The sequence below is a fragment of the Methylobacterium segetis genome, from assembly GCF_004348265.1.
GTDB lineage: Bacteria > Pseudomonadota > Alphaproteobacteria > Rhizobiales > Beijerinckiaceae > Methylobacterium > Methylobacterium segetis.
Genome location: NZ_SMNT01000065.1, coordinates 1 through 20,552, shown reverse-complemented (window position 1 = coordinate 20,552; position 20,552 = coordinate 1). Strand labels below are relative to the sequence as shown.

At 71.6% G+C, this 20,552-nt stretch carries 17 protein-coding genes and 1 pseudogene; 4 read left to right on the top strand and 14 right to left on the bottom strand.

What is annotated here, in order from left to right; translation table 11 throughout:
* The first annotated feature begins 63 nt into the window (after positions 1-63).
* On the top strand, positions 64-459 hold the full coding sequence (locus tag E1J50_RS16930) for a VOC family protein (protein WP_132255017.1): 396 nt from the start codon (positions 64-66) through the stop codon (positions 457-459).
* A gap of 40 nt (positions 460-499) precedes the next feature.
* Here the strand turns inward: E1J50_RS16930 and E1J50_RS16925 are convergent, their stop codons facing one another.
* The 3 genes from E1J50_RS16925 to E1J50_RS16915 are packed head-to-tail and all read right to left on the bottom strand — an operon-like array spanning position 500 to position 5,187.
* A complete protein-coding gene (locus tag E1J50_RS16925; protein WP_132255016.1) occupies positions 500-1,258 on the bottom strand; it encodes a Crp/Fnr family transcriptional regulator in 759 nt (252 codons plus the stop codon).
* Positions 1,255-1,656, bottom strand: a complete 402-nt coding sequence (locus E1J50_RS16920) for a response regulator (protein WP_132255015.1) — start codon at positions 1,654-1,656, stop codon at positions 1,255-1,257. Before E1J50_RS16920 ends, E1J50_RS16925 begins: the two co-directional genes overlap by 4 nt.
* Positions 1,657-1,659: 3 nt before the next feature.
* The gene (locus E1J50_RS16915; RefSeq protein ID WP_425374941.1) at positions 1,660-5,187 is read right to left on the bottom strand and encodes a CheR family methyltransferase; all 3,528 of its coding nucleotides are present in this window, start codon (positions 5,185-5,187) and stop codon (positions 1,660-1,662) included.
* Between the two features lie 397 nt (positions 5,188-5,584).
* Between E1J50_RS16915 and E1J50_RS16910 the strand changes: the two genes are divergently transcribed.
* Together E1J50_RS16910 and E1J50_RS16905 are read left to right on the top strand one after the other, a co-directional pair.
* Complete coding sequence (locus E1J50_RS16910; RefSeq protein WP_132255024.1) at positions 5,585-6,145, top strand: cysteine hydrolase family protein; 561 nt, start codon at positions 5,585-5,587, stop codon at positions 6,143-6,145.
* A complete protein-coding gene (locus tag E1J50_RS16905; RefSeq protein ID WP_132255013.1) occupies positions 6,142-6,732 on the top strand; it encodes a histidine phosphatase family protein in 591 nt (196 codons plus the stop codon). The genes E1J50_RS16910 and E1J50_RS16905 overlap by 4 nt, the downstream gene beginning before the upstream one ends.
* Positions 6,733-6,738: 6 nt before the next feature.
* Here the strand turns inward: E1J50_RS16905 and E1J50_RS16900 are convergent, their stop codons facing one another.
* From E1J50_RS16900 to E1J50_RS16850, 11 genes and pseudogenes are all read right to left on the bottom strand, one after another.
* A complete protein-coding gene (locus E1J50_RS16900; RefSeq protein ID WP_132255012.1) occupies positions 6,739-6,966 on the bottom strand; it encodes a hypothetical protein in 228 nt (75 codons plus the stop codon).
* Positions 6,967-7,049: 83 nt separating this feature from the next.
* A complete protein-coding gene (locus E1J50_RS16895; protein ID WP_132255011.1) occupies positions 7,050-7,775 on the bottom strand; it encodes a hypothetical protein in 726 nt (241 codons plus the stop codon).
* 70 nt (positions 7,776-7,845) lie between these two features.
* Positions 7,846-8,862 (bottom strand): nickel/cobalt transporter, encoded by a 1,017-nt coding sequence (locus E1J50_RS16890; protein ID WP_132255010.1) that lies wholly within the window; start codon positions 8,860-8,862, stop codon positions 7,846-7,848.
* Positions 8,859-9,539: a DUF1007 family protein gene (locus E1J50_RS16885; RefSeq protein ID WP_132255009.1), complete on the bottom strand. Its 681-nt coding sequence runs from the start codon at positions 9,537-9,539 to the stop codon at positions 8,859-8,861. Before E1J50_RS16885 ends, E1J50_RS16890 begins: the two co-directional genes overlap by 4 nt.
* Positions 9,540-9,739: 200 nt before the next feature.
* Positions 9,740-10,087 carry a hypothetical protein gene (locus E1J50_RS16880; RefSeq protein ID WP_132255008.1) on the bottom strand — a complete coding sequence of 116 codons (348 nt, stop codon included), beginning with the start codon at positions 10,085-10,087 and terminating at the stop codon, positions 9,740-9,742.
* 565 nt (positions 10,088-10,652) lie between these two features.
* Complete coding sequence (locus E1J50_RS16875) at positions 10,653-11,135, bottom strand: cytochrome c-type biogenesis protein (protein ID WP_425374940.1); 483 nt, start codon at positions 11,133-11,135, stop codon at positions 10,653-10,655.
* Positions 11,132-13,135 carry a heme lyase CcmF/NrfE family subunit gene (locus tag E1J50_RS16870; protein ID WP_132255006.1) on the bottom strand — a complete coding sequence of 668 codons (2,004 nt, stop codon included), beginning with the start codon at positions 13,133-13,135 and terminating at the stop codon, positions 11,132-11,134. Before E1J50_RS16870 ends, E1J50_RS16875 begins: the two co-directional genes overlap by 4 nt.
* A gap of 32 nt (positions 13,136-13,167) precedes the next feature.
* On the bottom strand, positions 13,168-13,668 hold the full coding sequence (ccmE, locus tag E1J50_RS16865) for a cytochrome c maturation protein CcmE (protein WP_132255005.1): 501 nt from the start codon (positions 13,666-13,668) through the stop codon (positions 13,168-13,170).
* A 148-nt stretch (positions 13,669-13,816) separates the two neighbouring features.
* Positions 13,817-15,316: a c-type cytochrome biogenesis protein CcmI gene (gene ccmI / locus E1J50_RS16860; RefSeq protein WP_132255004.1), complete on the bottom strand. Its 1,500-nt coding sequence runs from the start codon at positions 15,314-15,316 to the stop codon at positions 13,817-13,819.
* 191 nt (positions 15,317-15,507) lie between these two features.
* Positions 15,508-16,924, bottom strand: a pseudogene (locus E1J50_RS16855) (sensor histidine kinase).
* A gap of 134 nt (positions 16,925-17,058) precedes the next feature.
* A complete protein-coding gene (locus E1J50_RS16850; RefSeq protein ID WP_132255003.1) occupies positions 17,059-19,011 on the bottom strand; it encodes a methyl-accepting chemotaxis protein in 1,953 nt (650 codons plus the stop codon).
* Positions 19,012-19,415: 404 nt separating this feature from the next.
* Here E1J50_RS16850 and E1J50_RS16845 point away from each other — a divergent pair, with 404 nt between their 5' ends.
* A complete protein-coding gene (locus E1J50_RS16845; protein ID WP_132255002.1) occupies positions 19,416-20,474 on the top strand; it encodes a pilus assembly protein TadG-related protein in 1,059 nt (352 codons plus the stop codon).
* Positions 20,475-20,552 lie beyond the last annotated feature (78 nt).

The window sequence follows — 20,552 nt, the reverse complement described above, 5'->3', positions numbered from 1 at the left end:
GACTCGTCAGAGCCGCCGCCTCCGCCAGATAGCGGTGGCTCCCTTCAGCCAGAAGGCTCCCCGATGTCCAAGCCCGTCCACAGCATGATCCGCGTCCTCGACGAGGCCCGCTCGCGCGATTACTACGCCCGCGCCTTCGGCCTCGAACCGGCCGAACGGTTCGATTTCCCGGATTTCACCCTGATCTACCTGCGCGATCCCGCCTCGCCCTTCGAGCTCGAACTGACGGTCAACAAGGGCCGCGCCGAGCCCTACAATCTCGGCGACGGGTACGGCCACATCGCGGTGGTCGTGGACGACGTGGAGGCCGAGCACGCCCGCTTCGCGCGGGAGGGCCTGCCGGCGACGCCGGTGAAGGAGCTGAAGCACGGCGAGGTGCCGCTCGCCAGGTTCTTCTTCGCGACCGATCCGGACGGCTACAAGATCGAGGTGATCCAGCGCGGCGGCCGCTTCTCCTGATCGCCCCTTCTCCTGATCGCTCCCTGGGGAGGCCACCTCCTCAGGGCCGGCCCAGCAGCCGCCGCAGCGGCACGTAATCCGTCAGCCCGACGAGGCTATCCGGATCGGCGAGGGTGACCCGCGTGCCGCTGATCCGGACGTGCCCGTCGCGGCGCAGTTGCTGGATGGTCCGGTTGGTGTGGACGATGCTGAGCCCGAGGATGTCGGCCAGGATCTCCTGCGTCACGGGCAGGGTGAAGCTGTCGCCCTGCTCGATGCCGGCCGTGCACAGCCGCTCGTGCAGTTCCAGGAAGAGGTGGCCGACCCGCTCGTAGGCCGTCTGCCGGCCGAGGCGCGTCACGTGGTGGTGGAGCAGCGCCTCCTCCGCGGTGGCCAGCGTGCGGAGCGCGCGCGCGATCGGGGCGTCGCGCGTCTCCGTCTGGTCGGCGAGGCCGATCGTCCGCAGGGGCGAGGCGTCCGCGACGATCATCGCGGTCAGGCTCACCGTGGCGGCGTAGTGCAGCGGATCGCGGTGGAGGTCGAACCCGATGAGGTCTCCGGGCAGGACGAAGCTGAGGATCTGCCTGCGCCCGTCGGCCAGGATGCGCTGGCGCGCGCCCCAGCCCGATCCGACGAGGAGGGGGGTCGCCGCGCGCCCGTCCGCGATCGCGAGTTCCGCACGCGCGTCGACGGTCCGCACCCGCAGGGCGAGCGTCCGCAGGGGCTCGATCTCGTCCGGCGCCGGGGCGGCGAGTGCCTCGATGCGGCGGACGAGCACCTCGACCGGCGTCAGGACCGATCTCTCCCAGGCCGCCATCATGACGCGTCGGTCCGCGCATTCGCGACGAGCGCCGCCACGGTGCTGACGAGTTCGGCGAGCTCGACCGGCTTGTCCAGCTGAGGCACCCCCTCGAAGGCGGAGGGTACGATCGCCCGGTCGACCCCGGTCGCGAACACGATGGGTACGGCCTTGCGCATGAGTTCCTCGGCGAGTCCGAAGATATCCTCCTCGCCCCGGAGATCGATGTCGAGGATCGCCGCGTCGAGGGGGCGGCTCCGGCTCAGGGCGAGGCCGTGCGCGAGGTTCGGCACGGGGCCGACAACCTCCGCGCCCTCGGCGCCGAGGGCCTGGGCGATATCGTTGGCCAGGATGTAGCGATCCTCGACGACGAGGATGCGGCAATCCTTCAGGACGGGCGTTCCGGAGGAAGCCGCCATCGTTCACCCCTGTCCGTCATCCGACCGATGCGCGTCGACCTCGAACAGCACCGCCCCGGCGCTGTGGTCGCCGAGCGGGATCTCGATGACGCAGCGGACCCCGCCGGGAGAGAATTCGAGGGCCGTCGTCGCCCCGAGCTCGTAGGTCAGGCCGTCCTCGATCAGCTCGCGCCCGAACCCGCGCCGGTTCGGGTCGGTATCCACCATCCGAACGCCGCTCTCGCGCCATTCGAGGAGCAGGCGCTGGTCGCCGTCCTCCCCGAAGGCGCGCCAGGAGATCGCGACGTGCCCGTCGGGAACGGTCAGGGCGCCGTACTTGATCGCGTTGGTGACGAGTTCGTGGAGGGCGAGCCCCAGCGTCTCCGCCGCCTTCTGGCGGAGCCGGACGCCGGGACCCGAGAGCGAGACCTGGGAGCCGTCGCGGGCCGCATGGTTGATCACCTCGTCGCCGATCAGCTCGGCGAGGTCGATGCTCGAATCCGCGGTCCGGGTCAGGATGTTCTGGGTTCGCGCCAGCGCCCCGAGCCGCCCGTCGAAATGCGCCAGGAAACGGTCGAGGGAGGCGGTGCCCTCGGCGGTGCGCTTGGCGAGGGAGCGGACCACGGCCAGGATGTTCTTCACCCGGTGCTGCAACTCGGCGAGCAGCAGGCGCTGGCGATCCTCGGCGCGGCGCCGCTCGTGCGTGTCCGTACAGGAGCCGAACCACTTGACCACCGCCCCGTCCGCGTCGGCCACCGCCTCGGCCCGCGTGGTGAACCAGCGGTAGCGCCCCCTGCGGTCGCGCAGGCGGATCTCCATCTCGAAGGAGCGGCCGGTGTCGCGGGCGCGGGCCCAGGTCGCGTCGACGGTCTCGCGGTCGTCGGGGTGCACCGCCGCGAGCCAGCCCTGCCCGAGGGCGCGGCCCGCCTCCATGCCGGTATACTCGTAGAAGCGGGGATTCACGTAGTCGCACTGGAGGTCCGGCAGGATCGTGAACAGGAAGGCGGGGACCGCCCGCTCCATGTGGTGGAACCGCTCCTGCGTCTCCTTCAGGGCGCGCTCGGCCCGGGCGGTGGCCGTGATGTCGAGGAAGGTCATCACCACGCCGGCGATGAAATTGTCGATGTTCCGGTAGGGCAGCACGCGCACGAGGTAGCGCGCGCCGGTGCTCGGGTTCTCCACCTCCCGCTCGATCGTGCCGAGCGTCCGCAGCACCCGGCGGATGTCGTCCTGGAGATCCTGATAGGTGATGAGGGGCGCGATGTGGGTGATCGGCCGGCCGAGGTCGCTCTCGATCAGATGGAAGATCTCGACCACCGAGGGCGTGAAGCTCTTCACGCAGAAATTGTTGTCGAGGAACACGGTCGCGATCTGCGTGCTTTCGAGCAGGTTCTTCAGGTCGCTGTTGGCGCGGTCGAGCTCGTTGACGCGGTGGCCGAGCTCGCTGTTGACGGTCTGCAATTCCTCGTTCGTCGATTGCAGCTCCTCCTTCGAGGTCTCCAGCTCCTCGTTGGCCGATTGCAGCTCCTCGTTGACCGACTGGTATTCCTCGTTGGAGGATTTCAGCTCCTCGTTCGTGCTCTCCAGTTCCTCGATCGTCGCCTGCAGGCGCTCGCGGGTGAGGCGCAACTCCGCCTCCAGCCGCTGCACGTGCTCGTCGCGGATGAAGTTCGGCGACGGCTCGGAGCTCTCGTCGCCCTCCAGGACCTCGCCGTCCTGGAACAGGATGACGTAGCTCGCCGCATCGTCCGGGGTCAGCCGGATCGGCTCGACGATCAGGGTGACGACCCGCCGATGCCCGTTCAGGCCCATCTGGATGCGCTCGGCCTTGACCGTCTTTCCCTCGGCCTCCGCCTGGTGGAGGGCGGCGCGCAGGTCGAGGCGCAGGTCGCGATGCGCGAGGTTGAACAGGTTGAGGCTCGCCGCGCCCGGCGAGGGGGCGAGGTAATGCCCGGTGCGGCCGGAGAAGTGCAGCACCTCGTAGGCGGAATCGGTGATGACGTAGGCCGGGGCGTAGCGCTCCGCCACCTGCTCGGCCCGGCGGGTGAGGGTGCCGGCCGCTTCGCGGCTCCGCATGTCCTTCTCGGCCACCGGCCCGCTCCGCTCGCCCGACGCGGCGAGGGGGAAGTCGGGCAGGACGCGGGTGACGCTGTCGAGCCGGCGGAAGATCCGGTAGCGCCGGTCGGCGGGCGCGAAGATCTTGGCGTGGCGGGTCACGTTCTCGGAATTGCCCAGGAACAGGTAGCCGCCCGGGCGCAGCGCGAAGTGGAACAGCGGGATGACCCGGTTCTGCAGGTCGTTGTTGAGGTAGATCAGCAGGTTGCGGCAGGAGACGAGATCGAGCCGCGAGAAGGGGGCGTCCTTGATCACGCTGTGCTGGGAGAAGATGCACATCTCCCGCAATTCCTTGACGACGCAGTAGGTGTTGCCCTCCCGCACGAACCAGCGGGCGAGGCGCTCCCGGCTCATGGTCTGCGTGATGCTCTCGGTGTAGCGGCCGACCCGGGCCGCGGCCAGCGCCCGCCCGTCGATGTCGGTGGCGAAGATCTGCACCTGCGGCACCAGATCGAGCCGCGCCATGTACTCGCGCAGGAGGATGGCGATCGAGTAGGCCTCCTCGCCCGTGGCGCAGCCGAGGACCCAGACACGGACCTGATCGCCCGGCCCTTTGCCGGCGAACAGCTTCGGCACCACCTCGGCCTCGAGGAACTCGAACTCGCCCGCGTCGCGGAAGAACTGGGTGACGCCGATCAGCAGGTCGTTGAAGAGATGCTGGACCTCGGCCGGGTCCGCACGCAGGAACTCGATGTAGGATTCGATCGTGTCCGTCTGGACGACCTGCATCCGGCGCTGCACCCGGCGCAGGAAGGTGTTCTGCTTGTAGCCGTGGAAATCGTGCCCCGTCTTGTTCCGCAGCACCGCGGCGATGCGGGTGAGGTGGCGCGTGACGGACTGGCGGGCTGCGCCGACGCTGCGGGAGCGCACGATGCGCTCGAGGTGGCCGGCATAGGTCGCGATATGCGCCGGCATCTGCTCGGGCAGCATCACGAAATCGACGATGGCCGCCGCGGCGCTGCTCGTCGCGATGCCGCTCTCGCGCTCGTCGGGCCGCTGCTCGGCGAGGGTCAGGCCGCCGCGCTCCTTCACCGCGGTCGCTCCGAGGGTGCCGTCGCTGCCGGTCCCGTCGAGGATGACCGCCACCGCGCGCTCGTTCTGGTCCTCGGCGAGGGAGACGAGGAAGCTGTCGATCGAGCCCCGCTCGGCGGAGTCGGCGTCCGCCGCAGCCACGCTGAAGCAGCCCCCGCGGACAGCGAGCAGGGTGCCGGCATCGGCGAGGTAGGCGTGCCCCGCCTCGACCCGCGCCCCGTCGACGATCGGCGCGAAGGTGACCCAGCTCGAGGTCCGGATCTCGCGCGAGACGCGCTCGGGCTCGGCCGTCTCCCGGTGCTGCAGCACGAGCACGTAGGCGAGATCCGTGCTGCCGCCGAGATGCGCGAAGAAGCGGTCGATCGACTCGACGGCCGCGCTCGTCGCGCCGATGCCGACGATCATGGGGGCAGCGCGCTCGGCGGCCGCGTCGTCGGCCCCCTCGGGCGGCTCGGATGCGTTCGCTCGCTCGCTCACGGTCACACTCGTCGCGTCTCGGCATCCCGTCCGCCCGGCCGCCGAGCACCCGAGCCGGACGCGTGCCGCGTCCCAGGGCATGCATAACTCAGATTGACAGGCCGGTTCCAGCCTGCCGGCGGCCCGGTTTCATACCCGACCCATGAAGTATTGAGCTAGGCAGATCGATCATCGGCGTAGCTTAACCGGTCGAGATACGGAACATCGGCAGCGGCGCATCGTTATCGCCGTCCCGCTCCAAGAAGAAAAACCGATGGCAGAGACAAAAGACGAAGACCTGCGCAATGGAAAATTGTGCGCAACCTGCCTGCATCTGTGCGTCGACATGCAAGGGATGTTCGCCGAGACGACGGACTGGCACACGCCCTGGATGGAGCGCGTCCGCCCGAACGTCGCCCGGATCGTCGAGGCGCAGGCCGCGCGGACTCTGTTCACCCGCTTCATCCCGGCCGCGCGCCCGGGCGAGGGACGGGGCACCTGGAGCCGTTACTACGAGCGCTGGGCGAGCATGACCCGCGAGCGTCTCGATCCCCGGTTGATCGAGCTCGTGCCCGAACTCGCCCGGCACGTGCCGCCGGCCGAGATCTTCGACAAGACGCTCTACTCTCCCTGGATCGGCGGCGATCTGGACCAGCGCCTGCAGGCGCGCGGCGTCGACACCCTTGTGGTCACGGGCGGCGAGACCGATGTGTGCGTTCTCAGCACGGTGCTCGGCGCCGTCGATCACGGCTACCGCGTTGTGGTCGTGACCGATGCGCTCTGCTCCTCCTCCGACGAGGCGCACGACGCCCTCCTCACCCTGTACCGTTCGCGCTACGGCCAACAGGTCGAGACCGTCACCACAGAGACGGTCCTCGCGAACTGGACCTCACCCGGGAACCCATGACCGCTCCGACCCGCATCGTCTGCATCCGCCACGGCGAATCCACCTTCAACGCCGCCCACCGCGCCACCGGCCGCGACCCGCTCCACACCGACGCCCGGCTGACCGAGCGCGGCCACGGGCAGGTGCGGGCGGCGCGCGCACGCCTGCGCGACATCCCGTTCGATCTCGTCGTCACCTCGCCCCTGACCCGGGCGATCGAGACGACGATGGGCCTGTTCGGGGACCATCCGGCAGCGCCCCAGATCCTCGTCGAGGTGCTGCACCGGGAGTGCCAGGAGAGCAGCTGCGACGTCGGCCGCGCCGCCTCGCAGATCGCGGCCGAGTTCCCGCACCTGCAGGTCGACCACCTGCCCGAGATCTGGTGGCACGCGGAGGGAGAGCCGAACGCGCACGGCATCCATGTCGAGCCGCGCCACCTGTTCGACCGGCGCGTCCGGGAGTTCCGCGCTTGGCTGAGCGCGCGCCCCGAGGCGACGATCGCCGTCGTCGGCCACGGCACCTTCTTCTTCCATCTGACGGGGCAGTGGCTCGACAACTGCGAGAGCGTGGAGCTCGACCTCGCGGCCGAGCCCGCGCTGGCCTCCTGAGGCCCGCTATTTCCCGTCGCCGGCCTTCGGCTCGCTCACCTTCTCGCCCGCGATGCATTGAAGCATGAACGCGTCGCGCAGCTGGCCCTGCATGGCGTTCTCGTCGGCCTTGGCGCCGCATTCCCGCTCGCGGGCGGCCTGAGCCGGATCCGTCGTGCCGGCCGGTTGCGCGAGGGCGCCCGGAGAACCGGCGGCGGCGAGGAGGAGGGCGAGGGCGGCGGCTTTCAGGGGCATGGTGTCCTGCCGGGATGGGGGCGGGGCTGACCGCTCACGGGCCGCCCGGTCGCGAGGGGAAACCCGCGGGCCCATCCCGCGGTTCAGGCCCGCGCCCTCTCCGGTCCGCTCCGGGCGGCGTCGAGCCGGCCGCGGGCCTGCGCGACCGCGATCTCCGGCGCCCGGCGGCCGATCCGCAGCGCCTCGTCGAGGATCGCGGCGGCGAGCGCCCAGGTGCCCGGCGCGAAGGGCGCGGCCCCCTCCGCGACCTCGGCCGCGCAGCGCGCATCCTCCGCCGCGGCGATGGAGGCCGTGGCGGCGCGCCCCACCGAGGCTGCGAGCGCCCCCGCCATCCAGGCGCGATGCCTCGAGGCCGCCTCGGCCGCCGCTCCGCCCCGCCACGCGGCGGCGCGCGCCGCGGCGAGCGCCGCCTCGAGGTCGCGCGCGCCGTCGCAGCGGGCGGCGAGATCGGGCATGGAGGCCCGGTCGAGGAGCGGGGGCAGGATGCGGCGGATGCTCTCGCGGGCGAGGAAGCGGGTGCGCTCCGCCTCGACCGCCTCCGTGTCGGCCGAGCCCGACAGGCGCAGCACGAAGGCCATCAGGCGCGGCCGCTCCGGGTCCGGCATCGCGTCGTTGAGGCCGAGCGCGTAGGCCGCGAGCGGCCGCGAGAAGCAGGCCGGAAGGTCGGAGGAGGCGGTGATCGCCCGGTAGGGCAGGCCGGCCGCCACGACCGCCGCCTCGTTGATGCAGGTGCCGCCATCCGGGCCCGGGAAGGCGTGGGAGCCCGGCAGCAGCCGCCAGTTCAGGATATGCTCGAAGCCTGCGCTCATCGCCCGCGTCTCCTCGGGCGGAGACTGGCACGGCCGCACGGCGTTTGGCGAGGGGCTAGGTCCGCGTCTCTCAGGCGCCCGGTCCGGCGGCGAGGCCGACGAGCATCGCGGCCCCGAGCACCAGCACGAAGGCGGCGGCGAGGAGTTCGAGGCCCGCCACCGCGCGTGCGCCGGCCTGCCCCCGCCCGCCCGCGAGCCTGAGCGCCAGCGCCTTGGCGAAGACGGCGAGGCTCGCCAGCGCCCCCGTCGTGAGCGCGGTGCCGAGCGCCATGGCGAGGGTGGCGAGGATGCCGGCTCCGAACATGCCCTGCGAGGCGGCGAAGACGAGGATGAGGATCGCCCCCGCGCAGGGGCGCGAGCCCGCCGCCAGCACGATGCCCGCCCGCTCCCGCCAGGTGCGCAGCCGGCTCACGGTCTCGACGTCGGTGATGTGGACATGCCCGCAATCCGGGCCGCAGGCGGCGGCCGGCGTGCCGAGGCCGGCGAGGCGGCCGGCCTTGCGCCACGTGAGGGCGAGGCCGACCAGGGCGACGAGGGCGAAGCTCACCGTCTCGATCACGCTGCCCGCCCGGCTCATGCCCGCGGCCGTGGTGCTGAGGAGGAAGATGCCGACCGCGACGATGAGGATCGCCACCAGGGCCTGGAGGAGCGCGGCGGCGAAGCTCAGGGCGAAGCCCCGCAGGAGCGCCCGCTCGCCCGCCACGATGTAGCCGGCGATCACCGCCTTGCCGTGGCCCGGCCCGGCGGCGTGGAAGACGCCGTAGGCGAAGCCGAGGGCGGCGATCGGCCAGAGCCCGCCCTCGCTCCTGAGGGCGGCGACCGCTCCCTGGAGGCTGCGCGAGAAGCTTGCCTGCACCGCGAGCAGCCAGCCGCCGAGTCCGGTGGCGGCGGGGGCCGCCTCGCGCAGGCCCATGCCGAAGGGCGAGCGGGGCGGAGGCGCCGCGAGGCCGGGCGCCACGAGCCACATCAGGCCCGTCAGCAGCAGCGCCGCCAGGACCACGGCGCCGGCCGCGAGAGCGAGGCGAAACCCGAGCCGGCGGTCGGCGGAGCTCGGGCGCAGCTCCGCGGCGAGGGCGGGCGGGCTCACGGGCAGGCCACGATGACGCGATTGGCGAATTGCACGCCGAAATTCGAGGCGGCGGTCAGCGCCTCGAAGAAGGCTTCCGTCATGCCGGGCTTGGCCGCGTCCGCGGTCTTGGCCTCGTCCGGCTTCGGGCGCGTCACGGTGGCGGCGCAGCCGCCCGGGGCGCCGGCGAGGCGCGCGGCGTCCGCGCCCTCGGCGAGGCTGAACGCGACGAAATAGGTCGGGTCGTAGACCTCGAGCGCCACGACGCCGCGGCCCTGCGGGGCCGGGTTCTTGAGGGGCAGCAGGAAGCTCAGGGTCAGGGCGCCGCCCTCGAGGACCATGCGCGGTTCGGCCGGCTCGGCGAAGGCCTGCTCCCGGCCCGCTACCTTCAGCTTCGTGAAATAGCCGAACTCGGCGAGGTTGGCGGTGTTCTCGGCGGCGAGCCCCGCGAGCTCGTCCGGCGCCAGCTTGCCGTCGCCATTCTTGTCGAGCCCCTGCGTGATGAAGGCGGAATAGGCCGCATCGAAGGTCCAGGCGTGGCGGATGCCCGTGACCTTGCCGCCCTCGGCGTAGTCGATCTCGGCCTTGGCGACGACCCAGACATGCGGGTGCGCCGCCGCCGGGCCGGCGAGGAGGCTCGCGGCCGGCAGGATCAGGGAGAGCAGGGCGGTGCGGAGGCGGGGCGAGGCGATCGGCATGGTCGCGGGACGCTCGCGTGACAGGGTTGACGAGACTAGGCGCCGCCGTCCCGAAGCGGAAGGGGTCGGCTCTCCGCGTTCCTCGCGGCCCAGTGGGGCGAAAGTCGGGCGCGGCCTCCGGCGCACGCGCAAAGGGCACCGTCGCGGCCTCACCGCGACGATGCCCTCGCCGATTCAAAAGTCGTTCTGCGCGCGGAGAATCAATCGGCCGAGGCGACCTCGACGATGTCGCCGCGGCGCGAGAACGCGATGGTGGCATCGCGGCCGTCGGCGCCGATGCTGCCCGGCACCGAGAGCTGGACGGTCTGGTCGGCGTTCAGCGTGGTGACGAGGCGGACGACCTGCGGCTGCTCGCTGTGCCCGTTGAGGGCGGCGAGCGTGGCCACGACGCGGTAACCGTCCTTCTCGGCGGTGTAGTAGATCGAGCCGCGGAACGAGCCGAGATCGACGGAATTCGCCTTGAGCGGCTTGAGCTCGACGGCGGAGGCTGCGCCTGCCGTGGCGAACGAGAGCGCGGCTGCGGCGAGGGCGAGCGAGAGGGTGCGCATGGTATGGGTCCTGTGCGGTTACTGTCCGCCGGGAGCGCCCGTACGGAAAGCCGGTAGCACCGGGAGACAGCACTATGCCGTCTGCGTGCTGCATCGCGAAGAGGGGTTTTTCGCGGTGCACAAATGCATAGAAATCATACCTTATGCGAATATTCGCTCATAAATGCATAAGAATGCATGGCTCGGTGATTCGAACTTGAGTCGCAGGCCTCCGAGTTGCAAAATTTTTCGAAGGCCCGGCGTCGGACGTCCTGATGGGAAGGCCGTGTTTTCCAGGCGAGGCCTTGGGCTCTCAAGCCCCTCCGTCGCTGCGGGTGCCGTGCGCTATCGGGGAGGGCACGCGGGCCCCTCGCGTTCCGGGAGGAGCCGTCGCAAGGCCTGGACTATGCGGAGAGGGGGCCGGGCGTCGTCCGGAAACCCGAGGACGCGCATCCGAGCCGCGTCAGGCGGCCTCGACCGCTCCCGACATGGGAGAGGTAACGGAGCGCGTATCGCACGCGGACACCTGAGCCTCGGCGCCACGCTGCCGGGGTGGGACGATGCGGGGGAGCCCGGCTGCTCCCCGCTACTTCCGCCGCAGCAGGGCGGCCACTTCCGCCTCCTCGGAGGCCGAGAGAGCGGCGGCCGGCGGCGGGGCCCTGCGCCGGGCGAGGCGCCAGAGGCCGAAGCCGCCGAGGAGCAGCGCCGCGAGCGGCGTCAGCCACAGGAGCAGGGTGTGCCAGCCGAGGACGGGGCGCAGCAGAACGAACTCGCCGTAGCGGCGCACCACGTAATCCTCGACCTGCCGGTTGTCGTCGCCCGCGCGGATGCGGTCGCGCACGATCAGGCGCAGATCCCTGGCGAGCGGCGCGTCCGAATCGTCGATCGACTGGTTCTGGCAGACGAGGCAGCGCAGCCCCGCCGAGATCTCGCGGGCTCTGGCCTCCTGCGCGGGATCCTTCATCACCTCCTCGGGCTGCACGGCCCGGGCGGGCCCGGCCGCCAGAGGGAGCATCGCCGTGAGGGTGCTCGCGACGAGCAGGGTCCGCCTGAGGCTGCGCATCGTCATTCCGCCGGCACCGCGTTCGGCGGCAGGGATTTCGTGCGCGCCCGGGTCGGCGCGCCGACGCGCATGCGGCGGTCGGTGAGAGAGACGGCGCCGCCGAGCGCCATCACCACCGCGCCGAGCCAGATCAGGAGCACGAGCGGCTTGTAGTAGAGCCGCAGGCCGATCGTGCCGTCCGGGTGCACCTCGCCGAGGCTCGCATAGACCTGGCTGGCGCCGACCGTCAGCAGGCCGGATTCCGTCACGGTCATGCGCCGGCTCGGGTAGAAGCGCTTGCCGGTGTCGACGGCCCCGACCGCGTTGCCGTTCCGGTCGCGGACGGTGAGGATGGCGGCCGTCTCCTCGTAGTTCGGGCCGGAGCGCGGCGAGACCCGCTCCAGCGTCGCGACGTAGGGGCCGGTCGCCAGCGTCTCGCCGGGCTTGAGGGTGGCGAGCCCCTCCGTCGCCCAGCCCTGCGCCGCGATGCCGAGCACCACGATGCCGACGCCGCCATGGGCCAGCGCCGTGCCCCAGGCCGAGCGCGGCAGCCCGATCGCCCGCCGCCAGACCAGGCCCGGCGCCGAGGTGCGGTTCGAGCCGTAGCCGCGGGCGCGGGTGATGATCTCGAGCGCGGAGCCCACCACGAGGTAGGCGCCGAGGCCGATCCCGACGGGCGCGAGCACCGGGCCGCCCCAGGTCAGCGCCAGCGTGGCGAGGCCGACGGCGAGGGCGAGGGCGAGGGCCGCGAACAGGCGCTGCGCGGCCGCGAGCGCGTCGCCCCGCTTCCAGGCGAGCGTCTGGCCGAACGGGACGATCAGCAGGAGCGGCACGGCGAGGGGCACGAAGGTCATGTTGAAGAAGGGCGGCCCGACTGAGATCTTCTCGCCCGTCGCCATCTCCAGGAGCAGGGGATAGAGCGTGCCGACGAGGACGGTGGCGCAGGCGGCGACCAAGAACAGGTTGTTCATCACCAAGGCCCCCTCGCGGGAGATCGGCGCGAACAGGCCGCCCTGGCGCAGCAGGGGCGCCCGCCACGCGAACAGCGTCAGCGAGCCGCCGATGAACAGGACCAGGATGCCCAGGATGAAGACGCCGCGGGTCGGGTCGGTGGCGAAGGTGTGGACCGAGGTGAGCAGCCCCGAGCGCACGATGAAGGTGCCGAGGAGCGACAGCGAGAAGGTCAGGATCGACAGCAGCACCGTCCAGACCTTGAGGGCGTCGCGCTTCTCCATGACGACGGTGGAGTGCAGGAGCGCGGTCCCGGCGATCCAGGGCATCAGCGAGGCGTTCTCGACCGGGTCCCAGAACCACCAGCCGCCCCAGCCGAGCTCGTAATAGGCCCAGTACGAGCCCATCGCGATGCCGAGCGTCAGGAAGCTCCAGGCAACCAGCGTCCAGGGCCGCACGGCCCGCGCCCACACGGCGTCGATGCGCCCCTCTATGAGCGCGGCCGCCGCGAAGGCGAAGGTGATCGAGAACCCGACATAGCCGACATAGAGGAGCGGCGGGTGCACCGCGAGGCCGACATCCTGCAGGAGCGGGTTGAGGTCGTTGCCCTCGAGCGGCGCGGGCGTCGCGCGGGTGAAGGGGTTCGAGGTCGTGATGATGAACAGCACGAACACGAAGGTGATGAGGCCCTGGACCGAGAGGGTGTGGGCCCGCAGCACCGGCGGCACCGAATCGTGGGCCACCGCCACCAGCGCCCCGAACAGGGTCAGGATCAGGATCCAGAGGAGCATCGAGCCCTCGTGGTTCCCCCACACGCCGGACAGCTTGTAGAGGAAGGGCTTCGTCGTGTGCGAGTTCTCGACGACGTTCTGGACGGAGAAATCCGAGGTGGCGTGCGCGTAGGTGAGGGCCGCGAAGGCGAAGAGCACGCAGGCGAAGGCGCCGAGCGCGGCGGGGGTGGCCACTTGGCGCAGCGCGGGGTCGCCCGTGCGGGCGGCCCAGATCGGCATCACCGCCTGGACCAGGGAGAGCGCGAGCGCGAGCGCGAGCGCGAAATGGCCGACCTCGACGAGCACTGGCTATCCTTCCTTTCCCTGCCGCACGCGCGTCATCGCTCGCTGCGCGGTCCGAGGGCCTTGTCGTTCGCGGTGGCGGCCTTTCCCGAATCCTTGCCCGCACCCTCCTGCCAGCGGCCCTGCGCCTTCAGCGCGTCGGCCACCTCGCGGGGCATGTAGGATTCGTCGTGCTTGGCGAGCACGGTGTCGGCGCGGAAGATCCCGCCGGGCTCCAGCATGCCCTCCGTCACCACGCCCTGGCCCTCGCGGAACAGGTCCGGCAGCAGGCCCCTGTAGGTGACCTGCACGGTGGCGTTGGTGTCGGTGACGGCGAAATCGACCGTCTGGTCGGCCCCGCGCTGGAGCGAGCCCTCCTTCACGAGCCCGCCGAGGCGGAAGCGGGTGCCGGGGGCCACGCCCTGGTTCGCGACCTCGGTGGGCGAGCGGAAGAACACGATCGAGCCGCTCATCGCGGACAGGATCAGCCCGACCGCGAGCGCCAGCACGGCGCCGCAGGCGGCGATCAGGACGAGGCGGCGGCTCTTGCGGGTCACGGGTTCGAGGTCCTGCTGCCACGGCGGAGGGCGCGGTCGGGCATCGGCCCCGGCGCGCCGGTCTTCACATGTGTTGGTGGGTGAAGGGTGTCGGCCCCGGCGCCGCGCGGGTCAAGGCCCGCGGGCGGGACCGATTGTCAGGGGTGGCTCACGGCTTCGTGCCGGTGCCGTGCAGGTCGAGCTCGCGGGCCAGCGCGTCGAGGCGCTCCACCGCGCCCGTATCCGCCGCGAGCGCCATGCGGGCCCGGTCGAGGGTGCGGCTCGCCTGCTTGCGCTCGCCCAGCGCGCTGTAGGAGCGCACGAGGCGCAGCCACTCGTCCGGGGTGCCGCCCTTGGCCGAGAGCCGCCGGTCGAGCCCGGCCACCATGCCGCGGATCGCCGCGTCGCGCTCGGCGGCCGGCATCGCCTTGACGGCGGCCACCGCCGCCTCGGTGTCGGCCCGCGCCTCGGCATCCGCCACCGCGGGCTTGGCGACCGTTCCGGCGAGCTGGCCGGTTGTCGGGCGCGCGTCCGGCGCCCGCCGCTCGGAGGCCTTGCCGGGGGCGAGGCCGAGTTCCCGGCCCTGCGCGTCGAGCCGCTCCAGCGCCGAGCCGTCGGAGCCGAGGGCGGAGCGGGCGCGCTCCAGGGCCACGAGCGCCTTGTCGCGCTCGCCGAGCACGCTGCGCGAGCGCACGAGGCGCAGCCAATCCTCCACCGTGCCGCCCTGCTTGGCGAGGCGCTGGTCGAGCCCGTCGACCATGGCGCGGATCGCGGCGTTCGGATCGGGCGAGGCTGCGGCCTCCTTCGGCGCGCCCGGCGCCGCGGGCTCGGCCTTCAGGCGGGCGAGGTTCTCGCGCACCATGCCCTGCCAGGGGGCGTCCGCCGGCCCGGCCTCGCTGAGCGCCGTGTAATGCTCGATCGCCCCGGCCGTGTCGCCGGCCTGCTCGGCGGCGCGGGCGAGGTAGAAGCGCGGCTTGGCCGCGGCGGCGTCGAGGGCGACGGCGCGCTCGAAGATCGCCTTCGCCTCGGCCGGCACCACGCCGTTGCCCCCCGCGACCAGGGCCTCGCCCCACTCGCCGAGCACCTGCGGCGTCTCGCCCTTGAGCCGGGCCACCGCCTCGTAGGCGCGGGCGGCGTCGTCGAAGCGGCCGAGCCGCATGTAGACGGGGGCCAGCACCGCCCAGCCGCGGGCGTCGCCGGGATCGGCGGCGAGCTTGGCCTCGATCTGGCCGATCGCCTTCATCAGGTCGTCGTTGCTCGTCTGGGCCGCCTGCCGGTCGGCCGCCGTCTGCGCGGGCAGGTCCGGCGAGCCGTAGATCCCGTAGGCGAGGAGCGCGACGAGGGGGATGGTCGAGAGGGCGAAGGCGGAGGCCGCGCGGCGCTGGCGCAGATACGGCTCGGCGAGACCCTTCCCGTCGGTGGTGGCGCCCGCGCGGCTCGCCCGCAGCAGGCGGCGCGCGGCCTCGGTGCGGGCGGCCTCCGCCTCCGCGGGCGCGATCAGGCCGCGCCCGAGGTCGCGCTCGATCTCGGCGAGCTGGTCCTCGTAGAAGCCCGTCTCGGTGGCGGCCTGTCCCGTGTCGGCGGCGGCGGCGCGGCGCGACATCGGCCAGAGCAGGGCGAGAACCGCCGCGCCGGTCATGAACGCCAGGATGAACCAGATCGCCGTCATCGAACCTCAGATCGCCCGGACCCGCGGGCCGCTCCGGCCCCGCCCGCGACCTCCCGTGTCGCGGCCCCCGTCTCGCGGTCCATGTAAAGCACGCGCGGCGGCGGGCACGACGCGTCCGCCGGGTGACACGGTGTCACGCGGAACGGCGCGGTGACAAGCGGTCGCGCGGCGCCCGGCGCGGCGAGATCCCCTCAGTGGTGCGCGGCCGCGGCGGGCGCGTCGCCCGGCACCTCGAGCACGGCGCGCAGGCCGCCGAGGCTCGCCTCCTCCAGGCGGAATCGGCCGCGGGAGGGCCGCGAGGTCGGCCACGATCGAGAGGCCGAGGCCCGAGCCCGGCTTCGTCTCGTCGAGGCGGCGCCCGCGGCCGATCACCGCCTCGCGGTCCTCCGGCGGCAGGCCCGGGCCGTCATCCTCGATGGCGACGAGAAGGTGGGGATAATCGTCCTTGCCGATCGCCTCGGCCCGGATCGCGACGCGCCCGTGCGCCCATTTCGAGGCGTTGTCGACGAGGTTGCCCACCATCTCCTCGAAATCCTGGCGCTCGCCGCGGAAGCGCAGGCCCGCCGGTACGCTGACCTCGTAGGCGATGTCCTTGTCGCGGTAGATCTTGCCGAAGGTGCGCACGAGGCCCGCGAGCGCCGGCTCCACCTCCGTCGAGGTGCCGAGCGTGCCCGCGAGCGCCGCGGCGCGGGCGCGGTCGAGATAGTAGTTCACCTGGTCGCGCATCAGGCTCGCCTGCTCGCGGATCTTGGCGGCGAGCTCCTCCGGCGCCTCGGCGCTGCCAACCTCGTTGACGATGATCGAGAGCGGCGTCTTGAGGGCGTGGGCGAGGTTGCCGACCTGGGTGCGGGCGCGTTCCAGGATCTCCCGGTTCGTCTCGATGAGCAGGTTCACCTCGCCCGCCAGCGGCGCGATGTCGGGCGGGTAGGAGCCCGTGATCCGGTCGGCCTCGCCCCGGCGGATGACGCCGAGGGCCGCGCGCAGCTGCGCCAGCGGCGCGAGGCCGAAGCGGATCTGCAGCAGCGTCGTCAAGGCCAGGAACAGGCCGAGCAGGCCGAAGGTGACGAAGAGCGAGAAGCGGAACCGGTCGACGTCGTTCACGATCTCGTCGGCGGGGCCGGCGATGCGCACCGTGTAGCGGCCCTCCTCGCCGAGATCGACGTCGCGCTCGATGATGCGCAGCAGCCGGTCGTCCTGGGCGCGGCCGTAGCCCTGGCGGATCTGCCCGATCCCCGTCTTGCCGTCCGGGTTGGTGGCGGGTTTCAGCGGCACGCCGACGAGGGAGCGCGAGGTGCGCAGGTCCCGCGGCTTCGCCTCCGGCCGCCCGACCTGCCAGTACCAGCCGGAGAGCGGCAGGTCGAAGCGCGGGTCGCCCAGCGAGAAGGAGCGGCTCTCGGGGTCGCTCGGCGAGACGAGGTCGGTGGCGAGGTTGTTGGCGAAGACGAGGAGCCGGCTGTCGAAGGCGCGCTCCGTGTTCTCCCGGTAGAGGGTCGTCAGGATCCAGGCGGCGATGAGCAGGATCGCGGAGCTCGCCAGCAGCGCCGAGACGGCGAGCCGCACCGCGATCGAGCGCTGCCGGAGGGAGAAGAAGGTGAGGAGGGCGGTCATGGCAAGGTGCGGGGCAAGGTGCGGGCCTGGGCGGACCCGCGGTCCGGGCCGCTGGCCGGCCACCTTGAGGATCTCGCGAGGTCGGGCTTGCTGCGGTACCACCCCGCGGGCCGGCCGAGAAGGCGTCCGCCCCCTCAGGCGAACCGCACCCCGATCTCCCTGCCCTCCTGCCGGGCGGTCGCGCAGGCGTGGCGGCGCCCGTCCTGGTCGATCACCAGGGTGAAGCGGTCGGGAACGGGCACCTCGTCCCGCAGGTGGATCATCGCGCCGCTCGCCGAGAGGTTGCGGACCGTGCAGGGCTGCAGGCGGCCCCCGCCGAGGTCGATCGTCGCGGCGAGGAGGACGCGGGTGCGGCGGTCGGAGCGGCGCTCCTCCATGCCCACCGTCCAGTCGTCGAGGCTCATGCTGATGCTCGACACGCCGTTGGCGGCCTGGCGCATGCTGCCGAGGATCGCGCCCGTCGACTCGCTCTGGCGGACGGTCGAGGAGGCCACCTCGTCGACATGGGCGCTGATCGTGCCGATGGCGGCGGTGATGGAGCCGAGCTTCGCGGCGACGTCGGTCGAGGCGCTCTGCATGTCGGCGATCTCCGCCGAGATCCGGCCCGTCGCCGTCGTGGTCTGCGTCGCGAGGCTCTTCACCTCGGCGGCGACGACCGCGAAGCCGCGCCCCGCCGCGCCCGCGCGCGCGGCCTCGATGGTGGCGTTGAGGGCGAGCAGGTTGATCTGCTCGGCGATGCCGGTGATCAGCTGGACCACGCTGCCCATCGCCTCCGCCGCCGCGCGCAGGCGCAGGGTCGAGGCGTCGGCCTCGTGCGCCTGGTCGTGGATGTCGTCCACCGCGGCCTTCGAGCGCACCATGCTCCCGGAGATCGACCGGGCGGCGACGTCCATCGCCTCGGCGGCGTCCGTCACCGCCTGGACATTGTCGAGGGTCCTCTCGGCCGCGTCGACCGCGACCTTGCGGGCCTCCATGCTGGCGGTCACGTCGGTGGCGAACTTCACCACCTTGGCGAGCCGCCCGTCGGGGTCGAAGACGGGGTTGTAGCTCGCCTGGATCCAGACCGAGCGGCCGTTGCGGCCGAAGCGCTGGAACATGCCGGCGATGAAGTCGCCCCGGCGCAGGCGCTCCCAGAAGGCGGCGTATTCGGCGCCCTTGGCGTAGTCGGGCTCCACGAACATGCTGTGGTGCCTGCCCCGCACCTCCTCGGCCCGGTAGCCGACCGCGGCGAGGAAGTTCTCGTTCGCGTCGAGGATGCGCCCGCTCGGATCGAACTGGATCACCGCCTGCGAGCGGTTGACGGCGGCGAGCTGCCCGGCGGTGTCGGCGTTGGCCCGCTTCTCGGCCGTGATGTCGGTCGCGTACTTGACGACCTTGAACACCGTCCCGTCGAGGTCGCGGATCGGGTTGTAGCTCGCCTGCAGCCAGATCTCGCGGCCGTCGCGGCCGCGCCGCTTGTACTCGCCGGTCCCGTACTCGCCGCGCCGGAGGGCGGCCCAGAAGGCGGCGTAGTCCGGGCTCTCCGCGTAATCCGGCTCGACGAACATCCGGTGATGGCGCCCCACGACCTCGTCGGGGCTGTAGCCGACGGCCTCGAGGAAGTTCCGGTTCGCCGACAGGATGTTGCCGGCAAGGTCGAACTGGATCACCGCCTGCGAGAGGCCGATGGCGTCGGTCTCGCCGCGGAACTCGGCGTCGAAGCGCTTCTGCGCGGTGATGTCGGCGGCGAACTTGACCACGCTCACGGTCCGCCCGCGCCGGTCGAGGACCGGGTTGTAGGTCGCCTGCAGCCAGATCCGGCGCCCGTCCCGGCCGACGCGCTCGTACTCGCCCGACTGGTACCGGCCCGCGCGCAGATCGCGCCAGAAGGCCTCGTAGGCCTCGCTCCCGGCTTCGCCCTCCAGGACGAACATCCGGTGATGGCGCCCGCGGATCTCGTCGAGGCCGTAGCCGACGAGGGCGAGGAAGTTGTCGTTCGCGTTCAGGATGGTTCCGTCGAGGGCGAACTCGATCGTCCCGAGGGACCGGTCGATCGCCTCGACCCAGGTCCGGTTGATGGTGGAACGTCGGGAGAGATTGCCCAGCATGACTGAGAACGGCCTCGGTAGGTGCTCGGTTCGAGAAATGCCGGGGAATGGTCAAGAATGACTTAACACCGGCCTATGCTGGTGAAACGTGCAGAATTCCGGAGTTAATCCAGTGTCAGTTGCGGTAAGTCTGGCCTATTCACGTGCTTGAGCAATGGAGGCAATTCTCTCCTTCGGTCGGAATGGGATCCCGTCCGGCCCTCGCTGGCCCGGGCGGTTGGATCGAACCCTGCGCGCCATCGCGTCAGGAGAGCCGAAATGCTGCTCCGTTGCGCGGGCGAATGACCCTTTTATGTTCAAGTCGGCGGGCCGGATCGCGGGTGTTCTGATATTGAGGCCACAAAGGCTTTATAGGTGCTGCGATAGACTCTGGGTGATCAGATGAGACCCCGAGTTATCCCGAGATGTTCGCAGACGACAGGCGCGGCAGCATTGCCGTCATCCTCGCGCTCGCGCTGCCCGTGCTCCTCGTCGGTGCGGGCGGGTCCATCGAGGCTGCGCGCGCGGTCTCCTACCGGCACCGCCTCGCCAGCGCGGTCGAACTGACCTGCACGCAGGGCCAGGCATTCCTGACGATGCGCAGAACCGCGGATTTCGAGGCCGGCGCGCTCACGCGCGACTACCAGCGCGAGGTCGACGACATCGCGGCGCGCAATTTCGCGGCCAAGGACCTCGGCGACGTCAAGCCCGTGACGCGACCGAGCTACACGAACCTGCATGTCGAGGCCCGCGCGAGCCTGCCGCTGGTGTTCGGCCGCGTCCTGAAGGCGGACAGCGTCACCGTCGCCGCGAGCCGGGACTGCCCCGTCGAACTGGTCGCGAGCAGCAGCAAGCCGGCGGTGCTCGTCTCGGAATCCTTCGAGCGGCCGAGCCACGGCGTGAACTACAATGATTGGAGCGTGCTCGGAACAGTGTGGAACGGGCGGGCCTGGAACGGCTGGACGACGCAGGGCGGCGGCATCGAGATCAACGGCCAGCGGGAATTGGCGAGCAACGCCATCCGCTTCGGCGACTTCTTCGCCGAGCTCGACAGCGACTGCGAATATTGGTGGGTGGCCCGCGGCAGCTCCGACTGCCACTCGAACTCGACCATGTCCCGGACGATGAACCTGCCGCAGGGCGATTACCAGATCCGCTACTGGTACATCGCCCGCCTGCGCGATCCGGCGCGGCCTGGGCAGGTGATCTGCGGCACGAAGGGCAGCGACGTGGATTGGTATCAGGTCGACGGGCAGACCAACCGCATCGAACTCTTCGTCGAGAAATCCGGCCGCTACACGTTCGAGGCCGGAAACATGGTCGATGTCTGCGTCCAGGCCGACACCTGGACCGAGCGGGTGATCAACTTCACCGTCAGGGACGCCTCGGAATACCGGATCAGCTGGCGGGCGGCGGGCCGCGAGGACACCTATGGCGGCCTGATCGACTACCTCCGGATCTGCCGCAATGCCTGCCCGCTCTGAGGCCGCTGGGCCTGCCCGCTCTGAGACCGCGGCTGCTTCCTGCTCCGAGGCCGCGGGGCCTGCCCGCTCTGAGGCCGC

Excerpts from the sequence above, each read along its gene's own strand:
- E1J50_RS16895 (WP_132255011.1), bottom strand. The coding sequence starts at position 7,775 with ATGAGCGCAGGCTTCGAGCATATCCTGAACTGGCGGCTGCTGCCGGGC.
- E1J50_RS16845 (WP_132255002.1), top strand. The coding sequence starts at position 19,416 with ATGTTCGCAGACGACAGGCGCGGCAGCATTGCCGTCATCCTCGCGCTC.
- E1J50_RS16920 (WP_132255015.1), bottom strand. The coding sequence starts at position 1,656 with ATGGCGGCTTCCTCCGGAACGCCCGTCCTGAAGGATTGCCGCATCCTC.
- E1J50_RS16910 (WP_132255024.1), top strand. The coding sequence starts at position 5,585 with ATGCAAGGGATGTTCGCCGAGACGACGGACTGGCACACGCCCTGGATG.
- E1J50_RS16925 (WP_132255016.1), bottom strand. The coding sequence starts at position 1,258 with ATGATGGCGGCCTGGGAGAGATCGGTCCTGACGCCGGTCGAGGTGCTC.
- E1J50_RS16900 (WP_132255012.1), bottom strand. The coding sequence starts at position 6,966 with ATGCCCCTGAAAGCCGCCGCCCTCGCCCTCCTCCTCGCCGCCGCCGGT.
- E1J50_RS16880 (WP_132255008.1), bottom strand. The coding sequence starts at position 10,087 with ATGCGCACCCTCTCGCTCGCCCTCGCCGCAGCCGCGCTCTCGTTCGCC.
- E1J50_RS16850 (WP_132255003.1), bottom strand. The coding sequence starts at position 19,011 with ATGCTGGGCAATCTCTCCCGACGTTCCACCATCAACCGGACCTGGGTC.
- E1J50_RS16875 (WP_425374940.1), bottom strand. The coding sequence starts at position 11,135 with ATGACGATGCGCAGCCTCAGGCGGACCCTGCTCGTCGCGAGCACCCTC.
- E1J50_RS16930 (WP_132255017.1), top strand. The coding sequence starts at position 64 with ATGTCCAAGCCCGTCCACAGCATGATCCGCGTCCTCGACGAGGCCCGC.
- E1J50_RS16905 (WP_132255013.1), top strand. The coding sequence starts at position 6,142 with ATGACCGCTCCGACCCGCATCGTCTGCATCCGCCACGGCGAATCCACC.
- E1J50_RS16915 (WP_425374941.1), bottom strand. The coding sequence starts at position 5,187 with ATGATCGTCGGCATCGGCGCGACGAGCGCGGCCGTCGAGTCGATCGAC.
- ccmI (WP_132255004.1), bottom strand. The coding sequence starts at position 15,316 with ATGACGGCGATCTGGTTCATCCTGGCGTTCATGACCGGCGCGGCGGTT.
- E1J50_RS16885 (WP_132255009.1), bottom strand. The coding sequence starts at position 9,539 with ATGCCGATCGCCTCGCCCCGCCTCCGCACCGCCCTGCTCTCCCTGATC.